Origin of the sequence: Pseudomonas sp. PAMC 29040 (assembly GCF_003994535.1) — a bacterium.
Lineage (GTDB): Bacteria > Pseudomonadota > Gammaproteobacteria > Pseudomonadales > Pseudomonadaceae > Aquipseudomonas > Aquipseudomonas paraversuta.
The window spans coordinates 1-15,619 of the sequence record NZ_RZAA01000016.1 but is presented as its reverse complement, the minus strand read 5'-3'; the positions used below and the strand labels follow the sequence as shown (position 1 = coordinate 15,619).

Below are 15,619 nucleotides of genomic sequence, written 5' to 3'. Positions count from 1 at the left end.
CACAATAATCATGTAAACCTCTGGCCCTGATAAGCGGCCAGAGGTAAGCGAAATGAATTTTTAGCGTATGGAGCAACCCATGCAGCATGAATCTCCCACCCACGGCATCAACATGTCAGCCCTGGGCCGCAGCAAACAGAGCCTGCGCCTGGCTGACGAAGCCGTCGCCATTGAAGTACCGGGCCTGAACCTTTACTACGGTGAAAAACAGGCGCTGTTCGACGTCAGCCTGAACATCCCCAAGCAACGGGTTACCGCGTTTATCGGCCCGTCGGGTTGCGGCAAGTCCACGTTGCTGCGCACCTTCAACCGGATGAACGATCTGGTGGACGGTTGCCGTGTCGAGGGCGAGATCAACCTGTACGGCAACAACATCTACCGCAAGGGCGAGGATGTGGCCGAGTTGCGTCGGCGCGTCGGCATGGTGTTCCAGAAACCCAACCCGTTCCCCAAGACCATCTACGAAAACGTGGTCTACGGTCTGCGGATCCAGGGCATCAACAAAAAGCGCGTGCTCGACGAAGCGGTAGAGTGGGCACTCAAGGGCGCGGCGCTGTGGGATGAGGTCAAGGACCGTCTGCACGAGTCGGCCCTGGGTCTGTCCGGCGGCCAGCAACAGCGTCTGGTGATTGCCCGTACCATCGCAGTTGAGCCTGAAGTACTGCTGCTCGATGAGCCGTGCTCGGCACTCGACCCGATCTCGACCCTGAAAGTCGAAGAGCTGATCTACGAGCTCAAGTCCAAGTTCACCATCGTGATCGTGACCCACAACATGCAGCAGGCAGCCCGGGTTTCGGACTACACCGCGTTCATGTACATGGGCAAGATGGTTGAGTACGGCGACACCGATACCTTGTTCACCAACCCGGCCAAGAAACAGACCGAAGACTACATCACCGGGCGCTATGGCTAGCAGCAGCTGCAGCCGTTGGCCTCAAGCGGCAAGTAAATGCAGTTTGGCGTAACGACACAATCAACTTGCAGCTTGAAGCTGGTCGCTTGAAGCTTTTGCGGAGCAAAACCATGATTTCAAAGGATGGCCTCACCCATCACATTTCCGCGCAGTTCAACGCGGAACTCGAAGACGTACGCAGTCACTTGCTGGCGATGGGCGGCCTGGTGGAGAAACAGGTCAACGATGCCGTCACGGCGTTGATCGAGGCCGACTCGGGCCTGGCGCAACAGGTGCGCGAGATAGACGATCAGATCAATCAGATGGAGCGCAACATCGACGAAGAATGCCTGCGCATTCTGGCCCGTCGCCAGCCGGCAGCCTCTGACCTGCGCCTGATCATCAGTATCTCCAAGTCAGTGATCGACCTGGAGCGCATCGGTGACGAAGCGACCAAGATCGCTCGCCGTGCCATTCAGCTGTGTGAAGAAGGCGAGGCGCCCCGGGGTTATGTCGAAGTGCGGCACATCGGCGATCAGGTACGCAACATGGTGCGTGATGCACTGGATGCGTTCGCCCGCTTCGATGCCGACCTCGCACTGTCGGTAGCCCAGTACGACAAAATCATCGATCGCGAGTACAAGACCGCACTGCGCGAACTGGCCACTTACATGATGGAGGACCCGCGTTCGATCTCGCGTGTGTTGAGCATCATCTGGGTTCTGCGTTCGCTGGAGCGTATTGGCGACCATGCGCGCAATATCTCCGAGCTGGTGATTTATCTGGTGCGCGGCACGGACGTGCGGCACATGGGCCTCAAGCGCATGCGCGAAGAAGTTGAAGGCACAGGCGGTGATAAAGCTAATGTTGTGCAGTCTGCTGACGATAAATAAGACTGCCCGAGATAAAAAACGCCCGGCTCTAGCCGGGCGTTTTGGTTTTTGGCATTCATATTCAAGGCGCTCTGCGAACGTTAATGCCGTTGGGGTGCCTGTCGGTCTTGGCACATTGCTTTGAATGCGGGCAGGGTGGTCAGGATTTTAAAGGAGCAGTCGATGAGCAAGGTCAGTGTGCTGGTGGTGGATGACGCGTCGTTTATTCGCGATCTGGTTAAAAATTGCCTGCGTAACTATTTTCCGGGCATCAGGACCGAAGACGCAGTCAATGGCCGTAAAGCCCAGGCATTGCTGACCCGTGAGACTTTCGATCTGGTGCTGTGCGACTGGGAAATGCCGGAGATGTCCGGCCTTGAACTGCTGACCTGGTGCCGTGAGCAGGATCATCTGAAAACCCTGCCGTTCATTATGGTGACCAGCCGCGGGGACAAGGAAAATGTGATTCAGGCGATTCAGGCCGGGGTCTCAGACTTTGTCAGCAAGCCCTTCACCAACGAGCAGTTGTTGACCAAGGTGAAGAAGGCTTTTGCCAAGGCGGGTTTGCTGGATGCCGTGATGAGCAGTGCACCTGCACGCTTGAGCAGCGCCTTCGCTAACGACTCGCTGAATGCACTGACCGGTGGCAAGGCCCAAGTAATCACCCCGGCTCCTGCTGCGGCTGCACGTCCGGTGGCGCCAGCAGCAAAACCTGCCGCTCAGGTGCCGGCTGGTCGGGGTCAAGGGCAGCTGCGCCTGGCCAGCGGCACCCAGGCGTGCGTGATCAAGGCCCTGAGCCTCAAGGAAGCGCTGCTGGTGGTGCGTCGCGGTGAAGTGCTGCCTCAGGTATTGGCCAGTGCGGTACTGGACCTTGAGCAGGGCGAGAACGCCGAGGTTGCGCGCCTCAATGGCTATCTGCATGCCATCGTGGCTTACGAGCCCAGGCCGGACAGTGACTGGTTGCAACTGACGTTCCGCTTTGTCGATCAGGATGCCGAGAAAATGAACTACCTCTCGCGGCTGATCGCCCACGGCACCGTGCAGAAGCACTTTGTGCCGGGAGCCTGAGATACGCCGGGCAAGTCCTGCAGGAGCGAGCTGTTGTCAGCCAGGCTAAAGAGCTCGCTCCTGCAGGGGGGGTTAGCAGAATCAGGGCAGTTGCAACCCGCCTGACGCTTTATGAATCGCCCGCAAGTGCTCGCCGATCTGTTTGACGTTGGCTTCGGTGGCAGCAATTTCCGCCGCCCGGGCCGGTTCAAGCAGGCCGCGCACTTCCTGGTCCAGGTCAGTGGTCAGGCGCAGCAGTTGCTGCTGGCGCTGGCTGCTTTCGGACTGGAGCACTTCCCACTCTTTGGCTTGCGGCAGGCCATAACCACTGCTGCCGAGCAACTCGGCCGGGCGGCTGAGAAAGCCGCTGGTGGCGAGAATCTGCTGCAGGGTTTTATTGGCTTTATCCATGCCGCCATCCTTGAGCCCGCGGGCGCCCAGGTACTTTTGCTTGACCTCGTCCTGGGCCAGCAGCAGTTGTCGACGAAAGCTGGCCTGCTCAAGCAATAACAGCGCAGCACTCGAGCGCAGGTCCGCCTTCTCGATCCACGGCCGGCGTTCGTCGGCATTCAGGGCCAGCCAGTCTTCAACCGTGGTCTGTTTGATTGGCAGGCGGGTTTTGAGCACGTCGAACATGGCTTGATAGCGGTCGCGGTAGGAGTCAAACCGGTAACCCAGGCGCAGGGCCTCTTTCGGATCCTCCAGCACGCTGGTGTCGGCCAGCCCACGGCCCTCAAGCACTTCAAGCAGGCCATTGGGCACGATGCTGTCGAGCCCTTTGAGCTGGCTATTGTCGCTACCGCTGCGCAGCAGCTTCAGGGTTTCCACCGCGCAGTTGTTGGAGATGAAGTAATAGTTGCCGTCATAGCTCCAGTGCATCTCGGCAGCGTGCTCAACCACTTCTTCAATTTCGGGGCGGCTCAACTTGAGCGGCACCGAAGCCAGGCTGCGCAGTTCGGTCTTGGTGTATTCGTCGATAACCTGGGCCAGTGGCAACACAAACAAGCGTGACGGGTAAGCCCCGGTCAGGCCGTCCCAGCTTGAAAGCTGTACGTCATTGACGAATGCCCGGTAGGACAGAACCAGGTGTTCTTGCAGGTCGAGGCGACAGTCCGGGCCGCGCGGGCGTCCGGGGGCGCAGATCACCAGGCGCAGCATGCTGTGGCCCCAGCGGCTGGCCCACTCCTGGTTGGCCTCGGCCAGCAGGTAGTCGACGGCGTAGACCCGCTCCGGGTCGACGGTGCCCAGGGGCTGCAGGGCAAAGTCGTTACCGGCGTTGAGGAAGGCGAAGCCTTTGGGGCATTCGTCCCTGGCCGCCGGGGCCCAGCCGAAATGCGCCTTGTAGTAGCGGTAGAGGGCTGGGCGGCGACAGGCGTAGGCCGGGTCGAGGAGGAAGTACTCCATGTTGACCGCCACAAACTCTTTGGGGTTGGTGACTTCGTAAAGGTCCGGGCTGCGAACGATCTGGTGGTTGTCTTGCTCGCGCTCGCCACGGCGTCCGACATATTGCTGCCAGCCGGCCAGGTCGAGCAGCCGTGGATCATCGCTGAGGGTGAAGCGGCGTTCGGTCTGGCCGCGGCATTGATCGGGCAGGCCAATGATTCCGGAGCTGTTGCTTTGTCTGCTGCAGCGCAGGATCAGGCTGCGCTCTGCGGAGGGCCAGAGTCGGGCGCGGTCGTAGATGTGGGTCAGTTCGTGCAGCACAGTGGCGAGCATTTCCCGGCGCACGGTGCCGTGGGGACGGTTGGTCTGCAGGGTGGCGGCAGAACCGTCGGTCAGCCCGGCCAGCAGCTTGCGATTGAGGTCCAGCTCTGACACCAGCGACGCCTGGCCGTAGGCATTGCTTGGCATGTCATCGGTCCAGCCCACCAGAATCTGTCGGTCCAGCTGCTCGATAAAACGCGGTGGCAGGCTCTGCATGGCCTCGTCCAGCAGAGCCTGGCTGGCCTGTTGTTCAGCCGGGCTCAGGCCTTCGGTCTTGAGTTGCAGATGCAGAGCGGCCTGGGCACTGCCCGCAAGCAGCAGGCCACAAACGAAGAACCAGCGCGTTAACCGCCTCACAGTGCGAGTATGGCTTCGGCGAGGACCTGGTCGCTGGCGGTACGGGCTTCGGGGACACGCTCACGCAGGGTGCTGAAGGCTGATTCCAGCTGCACACCGCGAATGTCGCCCTGGCTGGCAACGAAAGTGGCGGCGTCATCCTGAGCCTCGCGCACGACTTTGGAGTCGCGGATCGAGGTGGTGGTGTCCGAGGTGAAGTCAATGGTGCGGCCAAAGGCCCGCACAATGATGTTGCTGGTCTGGACCAGGGTCTGTGCCTGTGCCACGTCGGCGAGCAGCAAAAGACCCAGGGTCGCGACAATTAAAGGGCTACGCATGAAACATCTCCAGAAAATGCGGGTATTTATTGGACGAGAATTGCTTGTGCCAGTTCAAGGTCGCTGACACTCAATTCTGGATGACTCCGGCGCAGGCAGCGCAAGGCAGATTCCAGCTGCGCTCCTCGCAGTTGGCCGTCACTGGCAATGAAGACGCCAGCATCATCCTGGGCGGCACGTATCAGTTTGTGATCAAAGGGCGCGGACGTCACTTTACTGGTGACGTAACCACTGAGCACCACATTCTGGGTGGTCAGATCGAAGGCATGGGCTGTGTGTGTCCAGCAGAGTGCAAGCAGAGCTAAAGAGGAAAAGCGCATGGGTCTCGAGGCAGTTGGAATGAGACTCAAGGCTAGCGTAATGGCCGGGGCAGAGCCAGCGCGAGGCGGGGTTCTTCATGAAGCGGCGGGGCGCAGTGTTTCTTCTGCGGGCAAGCCTGCCCCACAGGGGGCAGGCGTATCCGAAAATCAAATGGTCAGGATTGCCTGGGCCAGTTGAGCGTCGGTGGCCTGCAACTGTGGTGCTTGCTGGCGGATGGCCTCGAATGCGCTTTCCAGTTTCACACCGCGAATGGTTCCTTCGCTGGCTACAAAGCTGGCGGCGTCGTCACGTGCAGCACGCACGATCTTGTTGTCGCGGAACGAACCGGTGGCGTCGGACGTCAGGTCGGAAGTGGCCTTGAGGGTGCCCACGATGCTATCGGTGGTAACGATAAAGCTTGAGGCATTGGCGCTTGCAGCAAGGGTCAGCAAGGCAGCGGCGCTAAACAGACGAAGGGTGGGCATGGTGAGACTCCAAAACATGAGCTTATTAAAATAGACGCTTATGGCTCGAATAGTAGGCGCAGGGCAGCGCTGAGCAAAGGATGTTTTGCCGATTGGAGTACGCAAAGTGCTTTGGATCAAGTATTTGTGTAACTGTACCTGTCTGTTTTAATGTTTTTAGAAACTGTATCTGTCTGGCTATAGCCTCTTAAAAATGCGCCCCATAAACGACAAAACCCGTCAGCGGTAATCCGCGACGGGTTCTGTTTTTTCAATTCAGGGTGCTGGCGATAGACCGGTGGTCAGGGCCAGCGAGCGCTCATTAGCGCCAGAACGGCTTGCTCAGCTCTTCGTAACGCTGTGCTTCGCTAATCCCGGCATCAGCCAGAAGACGCGAGTCCAGGCGAGCCAGTTGATGGCGGCTGGAGATTCGGCGCTGCCACAACATCAAGTTGGCAAGAACGCGCAAAGGCATGGAAGCCTGGTTGTTTACTGTGTTGCTTTCGTTGAACAGATCGGAACTGAGTGTACGTTCCATGACGGCATCCTTCCGCTTGTGGCGGCATTGGCTAGTGGTTTAACTGATGCCAATGATCCTCTTCTGTGTCCATACACAGTAGATACAGTTCAACTGTATTGCGATGGGCCAGTTAACTGTTTAGGGGTGCTGTACGGCCATAAATGAGCACAACTGTACCTGTCAGCACCAATGTGGTGCGAAACGGACTGTTTTGGCAGGGGGAAGGCGGGGAAGGGCCATGAATTGACCGGTACAGTAGTACAGTTTTTGAAATTTACGCCAAAAAAAGCCGCTGGCAAATAGTGTTTTTTGTCAGCGGCTGTCTAGAACGGGAGTTACGGCAGCATTTTCCCGGTTTCTTCGAGGTTGATATGCCAGCTCAGGGCTTCACGCAGTATGTGCGGCGTGTGGCCGCCAATAGCGCAGGCTTTGTTGAAGTAATCGTTCAGCGCTTCGCGGAAGTCCGGGTGCACGCAGTTGTCGATGATGACCCGTGCGCGCTCGCGTGGGGCCAGGCCACGCAGGTCGGCCAGGCCCTGCTCGGTGACCAGGATGTCGACGTCGTGCTCGGTGTGGTCGACGTGGCTGACCATGGGCACAACGCTGGAAATCGCTCCGGCTTTGGCAATCGACTTGGTAACGAAGATCGCCAGGTGTGCGTTGCGGGCGAAGTCACCCGAGCCGCCGATGCCGTTCATCATCCGCGTGCCGCAAACGTGGGTGGAGTTGACGTTGCCGTAGATGTCGAACTCGAGTGCGGTGTTGATCCCGATGATGCCCAGGCGGCGAACCACTTCCGGGTGATTGGAGATCTCTTGCGGGCGCAGGACCAGTTTGTCCTTGTAGCGCTCGAGGTTGCCGAACACGTCGGCATTGCGACGGCTGGACAGGGTGATCGAGCTGCCCGAAGCAAAGCTCATCTTGCCGGCGTCGATCAGATCGAAGGTCGAGTCCTGCAGTACTTCGGAGTACATGGTCAGGTCTTCGAACGGCGAGTCGATCAGGCCGCACATTACCGCATTGGCAATGTTGCCGATGCCTGCCTGCAGCGGACCAAGCTTGTTGGTCATGCGCCCTTCTTCAACTTCCTGCTTGAGGAAATTGATCAGGTGGAAGGCGATACCGTCGGTTTCGCTGTCCGGCTCGGACACGGTGGACGGAGAGTCCGGCTTGTTGGTGATCACGATGGCGACGATTTTTTCCGCCGGGATCGGGATCGCGGTGCTACCGATGCGGTCGTCGACTTTGACCAGCGGGATCGGTGTGCGCGTCGGACGGTAGGTCGGAATGTAGATGTCGTGCAGACCTTCCAGATTCGGGTTGTGCGCCATGTTGATTTCGACAATCACCTGTTTGGCGAAAATCGCGAAGCTGGCGGAATTGCCTACGGAGGTCGTTGGAACGATATGACCTTGCTCGGTAATTGCGACGGCCTCGATAACGGCGATGTCCGGCAGGGTCAGTTGCTTGTTGCGCAATTGCTCGACGGTTTCGGACAAATGCTGGTCGATAAACATCACTTCGCCGGCGTTAATGGCCTTGCGCAGGGTGCTGTCGACCTGGAACGGCATGCGCCGAGCCAGTACGCCGGCTTCAGTCAATTGCTTGTCGAGGTCGTTGCCCAGGCTGGCGCCGGTCATCAGGGTGATTTTCAGCGGCGACAGCTTGGCGCGTTCGGCCAATGCCTGGGGGACGGCCTTGGCTTCGCCGGCACGGGTAAAACCGCTCATGCCGACGGTCATGCCGTCTTTGATAAGGTCGGCGGCTTCTGCGGCGCTCATGACCTTGTCGTGTAGGGAAGTTAGGCGAATACGTTCACGGTACATGGATTGTTATCTCGGGCAACGGAAGCAAGAGGCGCAGTCTATTCATTTTCAGAGCCTTTCGTCCCGCTACCATGGTCGAATGCCAGCGGCCGATTTAGAGCCTTTGGTCGGGTTCTTTATAAATAGAAAAACCCCGGCCAATTCAGCTCCGGGGTTCTCGGTGTTGCAGGGGCGGGGATGTTACTCGACCGCTTTAACCATATCTTCAATAACTTTCTTCGCGTCACCGAAGACCATCATTGTTTTATCCAGATAAAACAATTCGTTATCCAGACCGGCATAGCCGCTGGCCATGGACCGTTTGTTAACGATGACGGTTTTGGCTTTATAGGCTTCGAGGATCGGCATGCCGGCAATCGGCGATTTAGGATCGTTCTTGGCCGCCGGGTTGACCACGTCGTTGGCGCCCAGTACCAGCACCACGTCGGCCTGGCCGAACTCGGAGTTGATGTCTTCCATCTCGAACACCTGGTCGTAAGGCACTTCTGCCTCGGCCAGCAGTACGTTCATGTGGCCGGGCATGCGGCCCGCTACCGGGTGAATGGCGTACTTCACGGTCACGCCGCGATGGGTCAGCTTCTCGGTCAGTTCTTTAAGTGCGTGCTGGGCCCGTGCCACGGCCAGGCCATAGCCCGGAACGATGATCACGGTGTCGGCGTTCATCAGCAGGAACGTGGCGTCGTCAGCCGAGCCGGATTTCACCGGGCGCGCTTCTTTCGAGCCTGCCGGGCCTGCGGTATCGACTGCGCCACCGAAGCCGCCGAGGATCACGTTGAAGAACGAGCGGTTCATCGCCTTGCACATGATGTACGACAGGATCGCACCCGAAGAGCCGACCAGCGAGCCGGCAATGATCAGCATCGAGTTGTTCAGCGAGAAGCCGATGCCTGCCGCTGCCCAGCCGGAGTAGCTGTTAAGCATCGAGACCACGACCGGCATGTCGGCACCGCCAATCGGGATGATGATCAGCACGCCCAGTACGAACGCCAATGCCAGCATCAGTGCGAAGGCATTGAGGTTGCCGGTCAGCATAAAGGTGATGCCCAGTGCCAGCGTGGCCAGGCCCAGTACCAGATTCAGTTTGTGTTGACCGTTGAACTGTACCGGTGCGCCCTGGAACAGGCGGAACTTGTATTTGCCCGAGAGCTTGCCGAAGGCGATGACCGAACCGGAGAAGGTAATGGCACCGATGGCCGCGCCGAGGAACAGTTCCAGACGGTTACCGGCAGGGATGGCGTCGCCCAGATGTTTGACGATGCCCAGCGATTGCGGCTCTACCACTGCAGCGATGGCAATGAAGACTGCCGCGAGGCCGATCATGCTGTGCATGAAAGCGACCAGCTCAGGCATTTTGGTCATTTCGACACGTTTGGCCATGATCGAGCCTGCGGTGCCGCCTACCAACAGGCCGACAATCACGTAGCCGATGCCTGCGGTCGCAATTTCGCTGCCCAGTTTGTAGATCAGGCCGACGGTGGTGATTACCGCCAGACCCATGCCAAGCATGCCGAAGAAGTTGCCGCGGCGTGAGGTGGTCGGGTGCGACAGGCCTTTCAGCGCCTGAATAAAGCAGATCGATGCAACCAGATAAAGAACAGTGACCAGGTTCATGCTCATGGCTTGCGCACCTCTTCTTTGGCTTTAGGTGCTTTCTTCTTGAACATTTCCAGCATGCGCCGGGTGACCAAAAATCCACCGAATACGTTTACGGCTGCCAGTGCGACCGCCAGGGTGCCCATGGTTTTACCCAGTGGCGTGACCGTCAGTGCGGCGGCAAGCATGGCGCCCACGATCACAATGGCGGAGATGGCGTTGGTGACGGCCATCAGGGGCGTGTGCAGTGCAGGGGTTACGTTCCAGACCACGTGATAACCGACATAGATAGCCAGCACGAAGATGATCAGGTTGTAGATACCGGGGGAGATGAGCTCTTCCATGTTTTTATCCTCAGCCGTTTTTGCGCACGACTTGACCGTCGCGGCACATCAGGCACGCGGCGACGATGTCGTCTTCAAGGTTGATCTGGAACTGCCCTTCAGGGGTGAAGACCAGCTTGAGGAAGTCCAGCAGGTTGCGGGCGTACAGCGCGGAGGCGTCTGCGGCAACCATGGCAGGCAGGTTGGTGTAGCCGACGATGGTGACCCCGTGCTCGACCACGACCTGGTCGGCAACGGTCAGCGGGCAGTTGCCGCCCTGGGCCGCTGCCAGATCGATGACCACAGAACCGGGCTTCATTTGCGCGACGGTTTCTGCACTCAGCAACACAGGTGCCTTGCGTCCCGGAATCAGTGCGGTGGTGATAACAATGTCGGCCTGCTTGGCGCGTTCGTGAACGGCCAGAGCCTGGCGCTGCATCCAGCTGGCAGGCATTGGTCGGGCATAACCGCCGACGCCGACGGCGCATTCGCGTTCTTCGTCGGTTTCGTAGGGTACGTCGACAAATTTGGCGCCCAGGGATTCGATCTGCTCTTTAACCGCAGGTCGTACATCCGACGCTTCGATGACGGCACCCAGGCGCTTGGCGGTGGCAATCGCCTGCAGACCCGCAACACCGGCACCCAGGATCAGCACCCGTGCAGCTTTAACCGTTCCGGCGGCAGTCATCAGCATCGGCATGAAGCGCGGATAGTGGTGAGCGGCGACCAGAACTGCCTTGTAACCGGCAATGTTGGCCTGGGATGACAGCACATCAAGACTTTGCGCACGGGATGTACGGGGGGCGGCTTCAAGAGAGAAGGCGGTGATCCCGCGTTCGGCCAGTTTGGCAATGGTTTCATTGCTGAACGGGTTGAGCATGCCAATCAGTACGGTGCCGCTACTGATCAGGGCCAGTTCGCTGTCGCTCGGGGCGACGACTTTCAGAATCAGCTCGGCGCTGAATGCATCTGTGGCGCTGCCAATAGTCGCGCCTGCAGCTTCATAGGCGCTGTCAATAACGCTGGCATTAACACCGGCGCCACTTTGAACAGTCACCTTATGGCCTTGGCCGATCAGCTTCTTGATGGTTTCGGGGGTTGCAGCAACCCGCGTTTCACCCGGTTGGGTTTCGAGAGGAACACCAATGTGCACGTCATATCTCCTGCGTGATCTTTTATAAGAAAGCCAGCGCACTACGGGTGGTGCATCTGGGGCGGCCGATCAGCACGACCCCGCCTGAATGCAGGTGGGGCGGGGCATTCTGCCGTCGATTTTTTTGGCCTTCAAGAACTTATGGAGGGTGACGGGATATTAACTACAAGTCATGCAGTGACCGAATGTCGCAAGGGTCAGCTGCAGCCCTTTGAATACATGGCTTGTAATGATTTGAGGGGGTTTTTGAGTTTTTTTCAGATTTCTTTTGGTTATCGCAGCATAACTTTCGGAAATACCCTGCAGGCCGCGTGGTTACTGCCTTACAGGTTTGTCCAGTTAGACAAAAGTAATGAGTGTAAAATAGCGACATTTGCTTATATATGTAGTGCTTTTTTGTGCATCACTACATAGTTTGTCCGGACGATGCGGGGAGTCAGGTAAGGCTGTAGATCGCGGCCTGCTTGATCAGCCAGTCGCGAAAGGCCTGCAGAGAGGCCGATTCAATTTTGCGCTCGGGGATCATTAAGTAGTAAGCCTTGGTGCTGGAAAGCGGGCGTTCATTGGCAATCACCAGGCGCTTCTCGGCCAGTTCGCGCTGAATCAGAAAAGGCGGGATCAGGGCGACCCCCATGTCGTGCATGGCGGCCTGGGCCAGCATCGAAAACAGCTCATAACGTGCGCCGGTCATGTCGCGTGGCACGTTCATGTCCTGTGCGTTAAACCACTGTCGCCAGGCGTAGGGGCGAGTGGTTTGTTGCAGCAGGGGCAGTTCTGCGAGGGTTTCTGCGCTCAGGTGTTGGGCTGCACCCAGTAAAGAAGGGCTGCATACCGGTACCGGGTTTTCACCCATCAGGCGGTAGGACGATGTGCCGGACCAGTCGGCATCACCGAAGTAGATGGCCGCGTCAAAATCGGTGTCGGCGAACAGGAAGGGGCGTGTTCGGTTGGTCAGGTTGACCGTGACGTCCGGGTGTTGTTGCTGAAAGTCCTTCAGGCGGGGTAGCAGCCATTGCGTGCCGAAGGTAGGGACAAGGGCCAGTTCAATGGTGTTGGCGCCTTGTTGGCCCATGACGGACAGGGTGTCCCGTTCTACTGCATCCAGTTGAGTTGCAACCCGCCGACTGTAGGAAAGGCCAGCTTCGGTCAGCTTTACCCCGCGTTTGGAGCGTCTGAACAGTTCTACGCCAATGAACGATTCGAGGCTGGCTATCTGTCGGCAAATGGCCCCTTGGGTGAGGGATAGTTCTTGTGCGGCCTTGGTGAAGCTTTCGTGGCGCGCCGCTGCCTCAAAGCTGATCAGGGCTGTGGTGCTGGGGATTTTGCGGCGCATGTACGACATCCTCACTAAAGACGGCCATAAATGGCTTTTTCATTGGCTACAGAGTGAGAAATTATCACAACAGGGTGCGTAATCCTCGTTTGTCCTTCTATTAAGGGCGGCCTAGGATCGATCTACGACATTTGATCTATTTCACGAGGGTTCTCTGATGGCGGGTAAAGCAAGCTTCAACTGGATTGATCCACTGTTGCTGGATCAGCAACTGACTGAAGAGGAGCGCATGGTGCGCGACAGCGCTGAGCAATTTGCCCAGGACAAGCTGGCGCCGCGTGTTCTTGAAGCTTTCCGTAATGAGAAGACCGACCCGGCGATCTTTCGTGAGATGGGTGAGACAGGTTTGCTGGGGGCGATGATCCCTGAGCAGTACGGCGGCAGCGGTCTGAACTATGTCAGCTACGGTCTGATTGCCCGTGAAGTAGAGCGGGTCGACTCGGGTTATCGCTCAATGATGAGCGTGCAGTCGTCTCTGGTGATGGTTCCGATCAATGAGTTTGGTACTGAGGCGCAGAAGCAGAAGTATCTTCCCAAGCTGGCCTCGGGTGAATGGATTGGCTGCTTTGGTCTGACAGAGCCGAACCATGGTTCCGACCCGGGTGCGATGATTACCCGTGCTCGCTCTGTGGATGGCGGCTACAGCCTGACGGGCAGCAAGATGTGGATCACCAACAGCCCGATCGCGGATGTGTTTGTGGTTTGGGCCAAGGATGATGAAGGCGACATTCGTGGCTTTGTTCTGGAAAAAGGCTGGAAGGGTCTGAGCACGCCTGCGATTCACGGCAAGGTTGGTTTGCGTGCATCCATCACGGGCGAAATCGTTATGGATAACGTGTTTGTGCCTCAAGAGAATATCTTTCCGGATGTTCGCGGTCTGAAGGGGCCTTTTACTTGCCTCAACTCGGCGCGTTACGGGATCTCGTGGGGTGCATTGGGTGCTGCCGAGTTCTGCTGGCACACCGCGCGTCAGTACACCCTGGATCGCCATCAATTTGGGCGGCCTTTGGCAGCGACTCAGCTGATTCAGAAAAAGCTGGCTGACATGCAGACCGAGATTACCCTGGCGTTGCAAGGCTGCCTGCGTCTGGGGCGGATGAAGGATGAAGGCACTGCGGCGGTGGAGATTACATCGATCATGAAGCGCAACTCGTGCGGCAAGTCGCTGGATATCGCCCGTATGGCTCGCGACATGTTGGGCGGCAACGGTATTTCCGATGAGTTCGGCGTGGCGCGTCACCTGGTCAACCTGGAAGTAGTGAATACCTATGAAGGGACGCATGACGTGCATGCCTTGATTCTTGGGCGTGCGCAGACCGGTCTTCAGGCGTTCTATTAACAGGAGCTCGGCTCATGGGTGCTTTGTCGCATTTGCGGGTGCTGGATTTGTCGCGGGTTCTCGCCGGGCCGTGGGCGGGGCAGATACTTGCTGACCTCGGGGCTGAGGTCATCAAGGTCGAGCGCCCCGGCAATGGTGATGACACACGCGCCTGGGGCCCGCCGTTCCTGAAGGATGCGTATGGCGAGAGTACGGGGGAGGCTGCGTATTACCTGTCGGCCAATCGTAACAAGCAGTCAGTGACGATCGACTTCACCAAGCCGGAAGGTCAGCGACTGGTGCGAGAACTGGCTGCGAAGTCCGACATCTTGATCGAAAACTTCAAGGTTGGCGGGCTGGAGGCCTACGGGTTGGACTATGGGTCGCTCAAGGCGTTGAATCCAGAGTTGATCTACTGCTCGATTACCGGGTTTGGACAGACCGGGCCTTACGCCAAGCGGGCCGGGTATGACTTTATGATTCAGGGTCTGGGCGGCCTGATGAGTTTGACTGGTCGGCCTGAGGGCGACGAGGGTGCGGGGCCGGTAAAGGTTGGTGTGGCGCTGACGGATATATTGACTGGTCTTTACTCGACGGTGGCAATTCTGGCGGCCCTGGCCCATCGGCAGCAGGGTGGCCACGGTCAGCATATTGATATGGCGCTGCTGGATGTGCAGGTGGCTTGCCTGGCGAATCAGGCGATGAACTATCTGACTACAGGTGTCGCTGCGCAGCGTCTTGGCAATGCTCATCCGAATATCGTGCCGTATCAGGATTTTCCTACGGCCGATGGCGACTTCATCCTTACGGTGGGTAACGACAGTCAGTTTCGCAAGTTTGCTGAAGTGGCTGGTCGTCCCGAGTGGAGTGATGACCCGCGTTTTGCGAGTAACAAGCAGCGTGTCGCCAATCGCGCAGTGCTGGTGCCCCTTATAAGGCAGGCAACAGTTTTCAAGACTACGGCTGAGTGGGTGTCGCAGCTGGAGGCGGTTGGCGTGCCGTGTGGGCCAATCAATGATTTGGCGCAGGTCTTTGCAGATCCGCAGGTCCAGGCGCGTGGGCTGTCTATGCAACTGCCCCATGCGCTGGCTGGCCTGGTGCCGCAGGTGGCGAGCCCGATCCGTTTATCCGAGACGCCGGTGGAGTACCGTAATGCGCCTCCTTTGTTGGGGGAGCATACGCAACAGGTCCTGGAGCGAGTGTTGGGGCTGGACCATGGGATGGTGGAAGCCCTGCGTGAGGCGGGTGTGCTGTAGCTATATATAGAGGGGTGCGTCAGCACCCCTCTATATATGTGTGGCGGGTATGATTTTGGGTTAATTGATAGAGTCACTCAATTAGCCCTTGACTCAGAATTCCAACGGCCTATAATTCGCCCACTTCCGGCGCAGTCGAAACGGAAAACTCCTTGAGTTTCAATGAGTTGGATGGTTCTTCGGCAGTGTCAGCTTCAAGTCATCGAAGCAGGAAATGAGGTGTTGACAGCAGCGTGTAACGCTGTAGAATTCGCCTCCCGCTAACGAGAGATCGAAAGCGCAAGTGGTTGATGTTACAAAGGAAACTTTGAAAACATCTGAAAATAACCGCTTGACAGCAACAG

15 protein-coding genes are annotated in these 15,619 nt (G+C 58.0%); 5 read left to right on the top strand and 10 right to left on the bottom strand.

Going from position 1 to position 15,619, the window contains the following annotated elements; translation table 11 throughout:
- The first annotated feature begins 79 nt into the window (after positions 1 to 79).
- The 3 genes from pstB to WG29040_RS22795 all read left to right on the top strand — a co-directional run bounded on the left by pstB (position 80) and on the right by WG29040_RS22795 (position 2,832).
- A complete protein-coding gene (pstB, locus tag WG29040_RS22805) occupies positions 80 to 913 on the top strand; it encodes a phosphate ABC transporter ATP-binding protein PstB (protein WP_127196925.1) in 834 nt (277 codons plus the stop codon).
- Between the two features lie 110 nt (positions 914 to 1,023).
- Positions 1,024 to 1,785 (top strand): phosphate signaling complex protein PhoU, encoded by a 762-nt coding sequence (gene phoU, locus WG29040_RS22800; protein WP_003438141.1) that lies wholly within the window; start codon positions 1,024 to 1,026, stop codon positions 1,783 to 1,785.
- A 162-nt stretch (positions 1,786 to 1,947) separates the two neighbouring features.
- Entirely contained in the window at positions 1,948 to 2,832 is an 885-nt protein-coding gene (locus tag WG29040_RS22795; RefSeq protein WP_127196924.1) for a response regulator, read from the top strand.
- Positions 2,833 to 2,913: 81 nt separating this feature from the next.
- On the opposite strand, the gene WG29040_RS22790 is transcribed toward WG29040_RS22795, so the two are convergent.
- From WG29040_RS22790 to WG29040_RS22745, 10 genes are all read right to left on the bottom strand, one after another.
- A complete protein-coding gene (locus WG29040_RS22790; protein WP_127196923.1) occupies positions 2,914 to 4,872 on the bottom strand; it encodes a DUF4105 domain-containing protein in 1,959 nt (652 codons plus the stop codon).
- Complete coding sequence (locus WG29040_RS22785; RefSeq protein ID WP_010657071.1) at positions 4,869 to 5,189, bottom strand: DUF2388 domain-containing protein; 321 nt, start codon at positions 5,187 to 5,189, stop codon at positions 4,869 to 4,871. The genes WG29040_RS22790 and WG29040_RS22785 overlap by 4 nt, the downstream gene beginning before the upstream one ends.
- A gap of 26 nt (positions 5,190 to 5,215) precedes the next feature.
- A complete protein-coding gene (locus WG29040_RS22780; protein WP_003438149.1) occupies positions 5,216 to 5,509 on the bottom strand; it encodes a DUF2388 domain-containing protein in 294 nt (97 codons plus the stop codon).
- A gap of 147 nt (positions 5,510 to 5,656) precedes the next feature.
- Positions 5,657 to 5,974, bottom strand: a complete 318-nt coding sequence (locus WG29040_RS22775; RefSeq protein ID WP_003438151.1) for a DUF2388 domain-containing protein — start codon at positions 5,972 to 5,974, stop codon at positions 5,657 to 5,659.
- 301 nt (positions 5,975 to 6,275) lie between these two features.
- Complete coding sequence (locus tag WG29040_RS22770) at positions 6,276 to 6,491, bottom strand: DUF1127 domain-containing protein (RefSeq protein ID WP_003438153.1); 216 nt, start codon at positions 6,489 to 6,491, stop codon at positions 6,276 to 6,278.
- A gap of 317 nt (positions 6,492 to 6,808) precedes the next feature.
- Positions 6,809 to 8,299: an acetyl-CoA hydrolase/transferase family protein gene (locus tag WG29040_RS22765; protein WP_003438154.1), complete on the bottom strand. Its 1,491-nt coding sequence runs from the start codon at positions 8,297 to 8,299 to the stop codon at positions 6,809 to 6,811.
- Between the two features lie 180 nt (positions 8,300 to 8,479).
- Complete coding sequence (locus WG29040_RS22760; protein ID WP_003438156.1) at positions 8,480 to 9,916, bottom strand: NAD(P)(+) transhydrogenase (Re/Si-specific) subunit beta; 1,437 nt, start codon at positions 9,914 to 9,916, stop codon at positions 8,480 to 8,482.
- On the bottom strand, positions 9,913 to 10,236 hold the full coding sequence (locus WG29040_RS22755; protein WP_003438157.1) for an NAD(P) transhydrogenase subunit alpha: 324 nt from the start codon (positions 10,234 to 10,236) through the stop codon (positions 9,913 to 9,915). Before WG29040_RS22755 ends, WG29040_RS22760 begins: the two co-directional genes overlap by 4 nt.
- Positions 10,237 to 10,246: 10 nt before the next feature.
- Entirely contained in the window at positions 10,247 to 11,368 is a 1,122-nt protein-coding gene (locus tag WG29040_RS22750) for a Re/Si-specific NAD(P)(+) transhydrogenase subunit alpha (protein ID WP_127196922.1), read from the bottom strand.
- Between the two features lie 436 nt (positions 11,369 to 11,804).
- Complete coding sequence (locus tag WG29040_RS22745) at positions 11,805 to 12,701, bottom strand: LysR family transcriptional regulator (protein ID WP_010657074.1); 897 nt, start codon at positions 12,699 to 12,701, stop codon at positions 11,805 to 11,807.
- Between the two features lie 157 nt (positions 12,702 to 12,858).
- Here WG29040_RS22745 and WG29040_RS22740 point away from each other — a divergent pair, with 157 nt between their 5' ends.
- A complete protein-coding gene (locus tag WG29040_RS22740; RefSeq protein WP_003438163.1) occupies positions 12,859 to 14,040 on the top strand; it encodes an acyl-CoA dehydrogenase in 1,182 nt (393 codons plus the stop codon).
- Between the two features lie 14 nt (positions 14,041 to 14,054).
- Positions 14,055 to 15,275, top strand: a complete 1,221-nt coding sequence (locus WG29040_RS22735; RefSeq protein WP_010657075.1) for a CaiB/BaiF CoA-transferase family protein — start codon at positions 14,055 to 14,057, stop codon at positions 15,273 to 15,275.
- Positions 15,276 to 15,619: the final 344 nt, after the last annotated feature.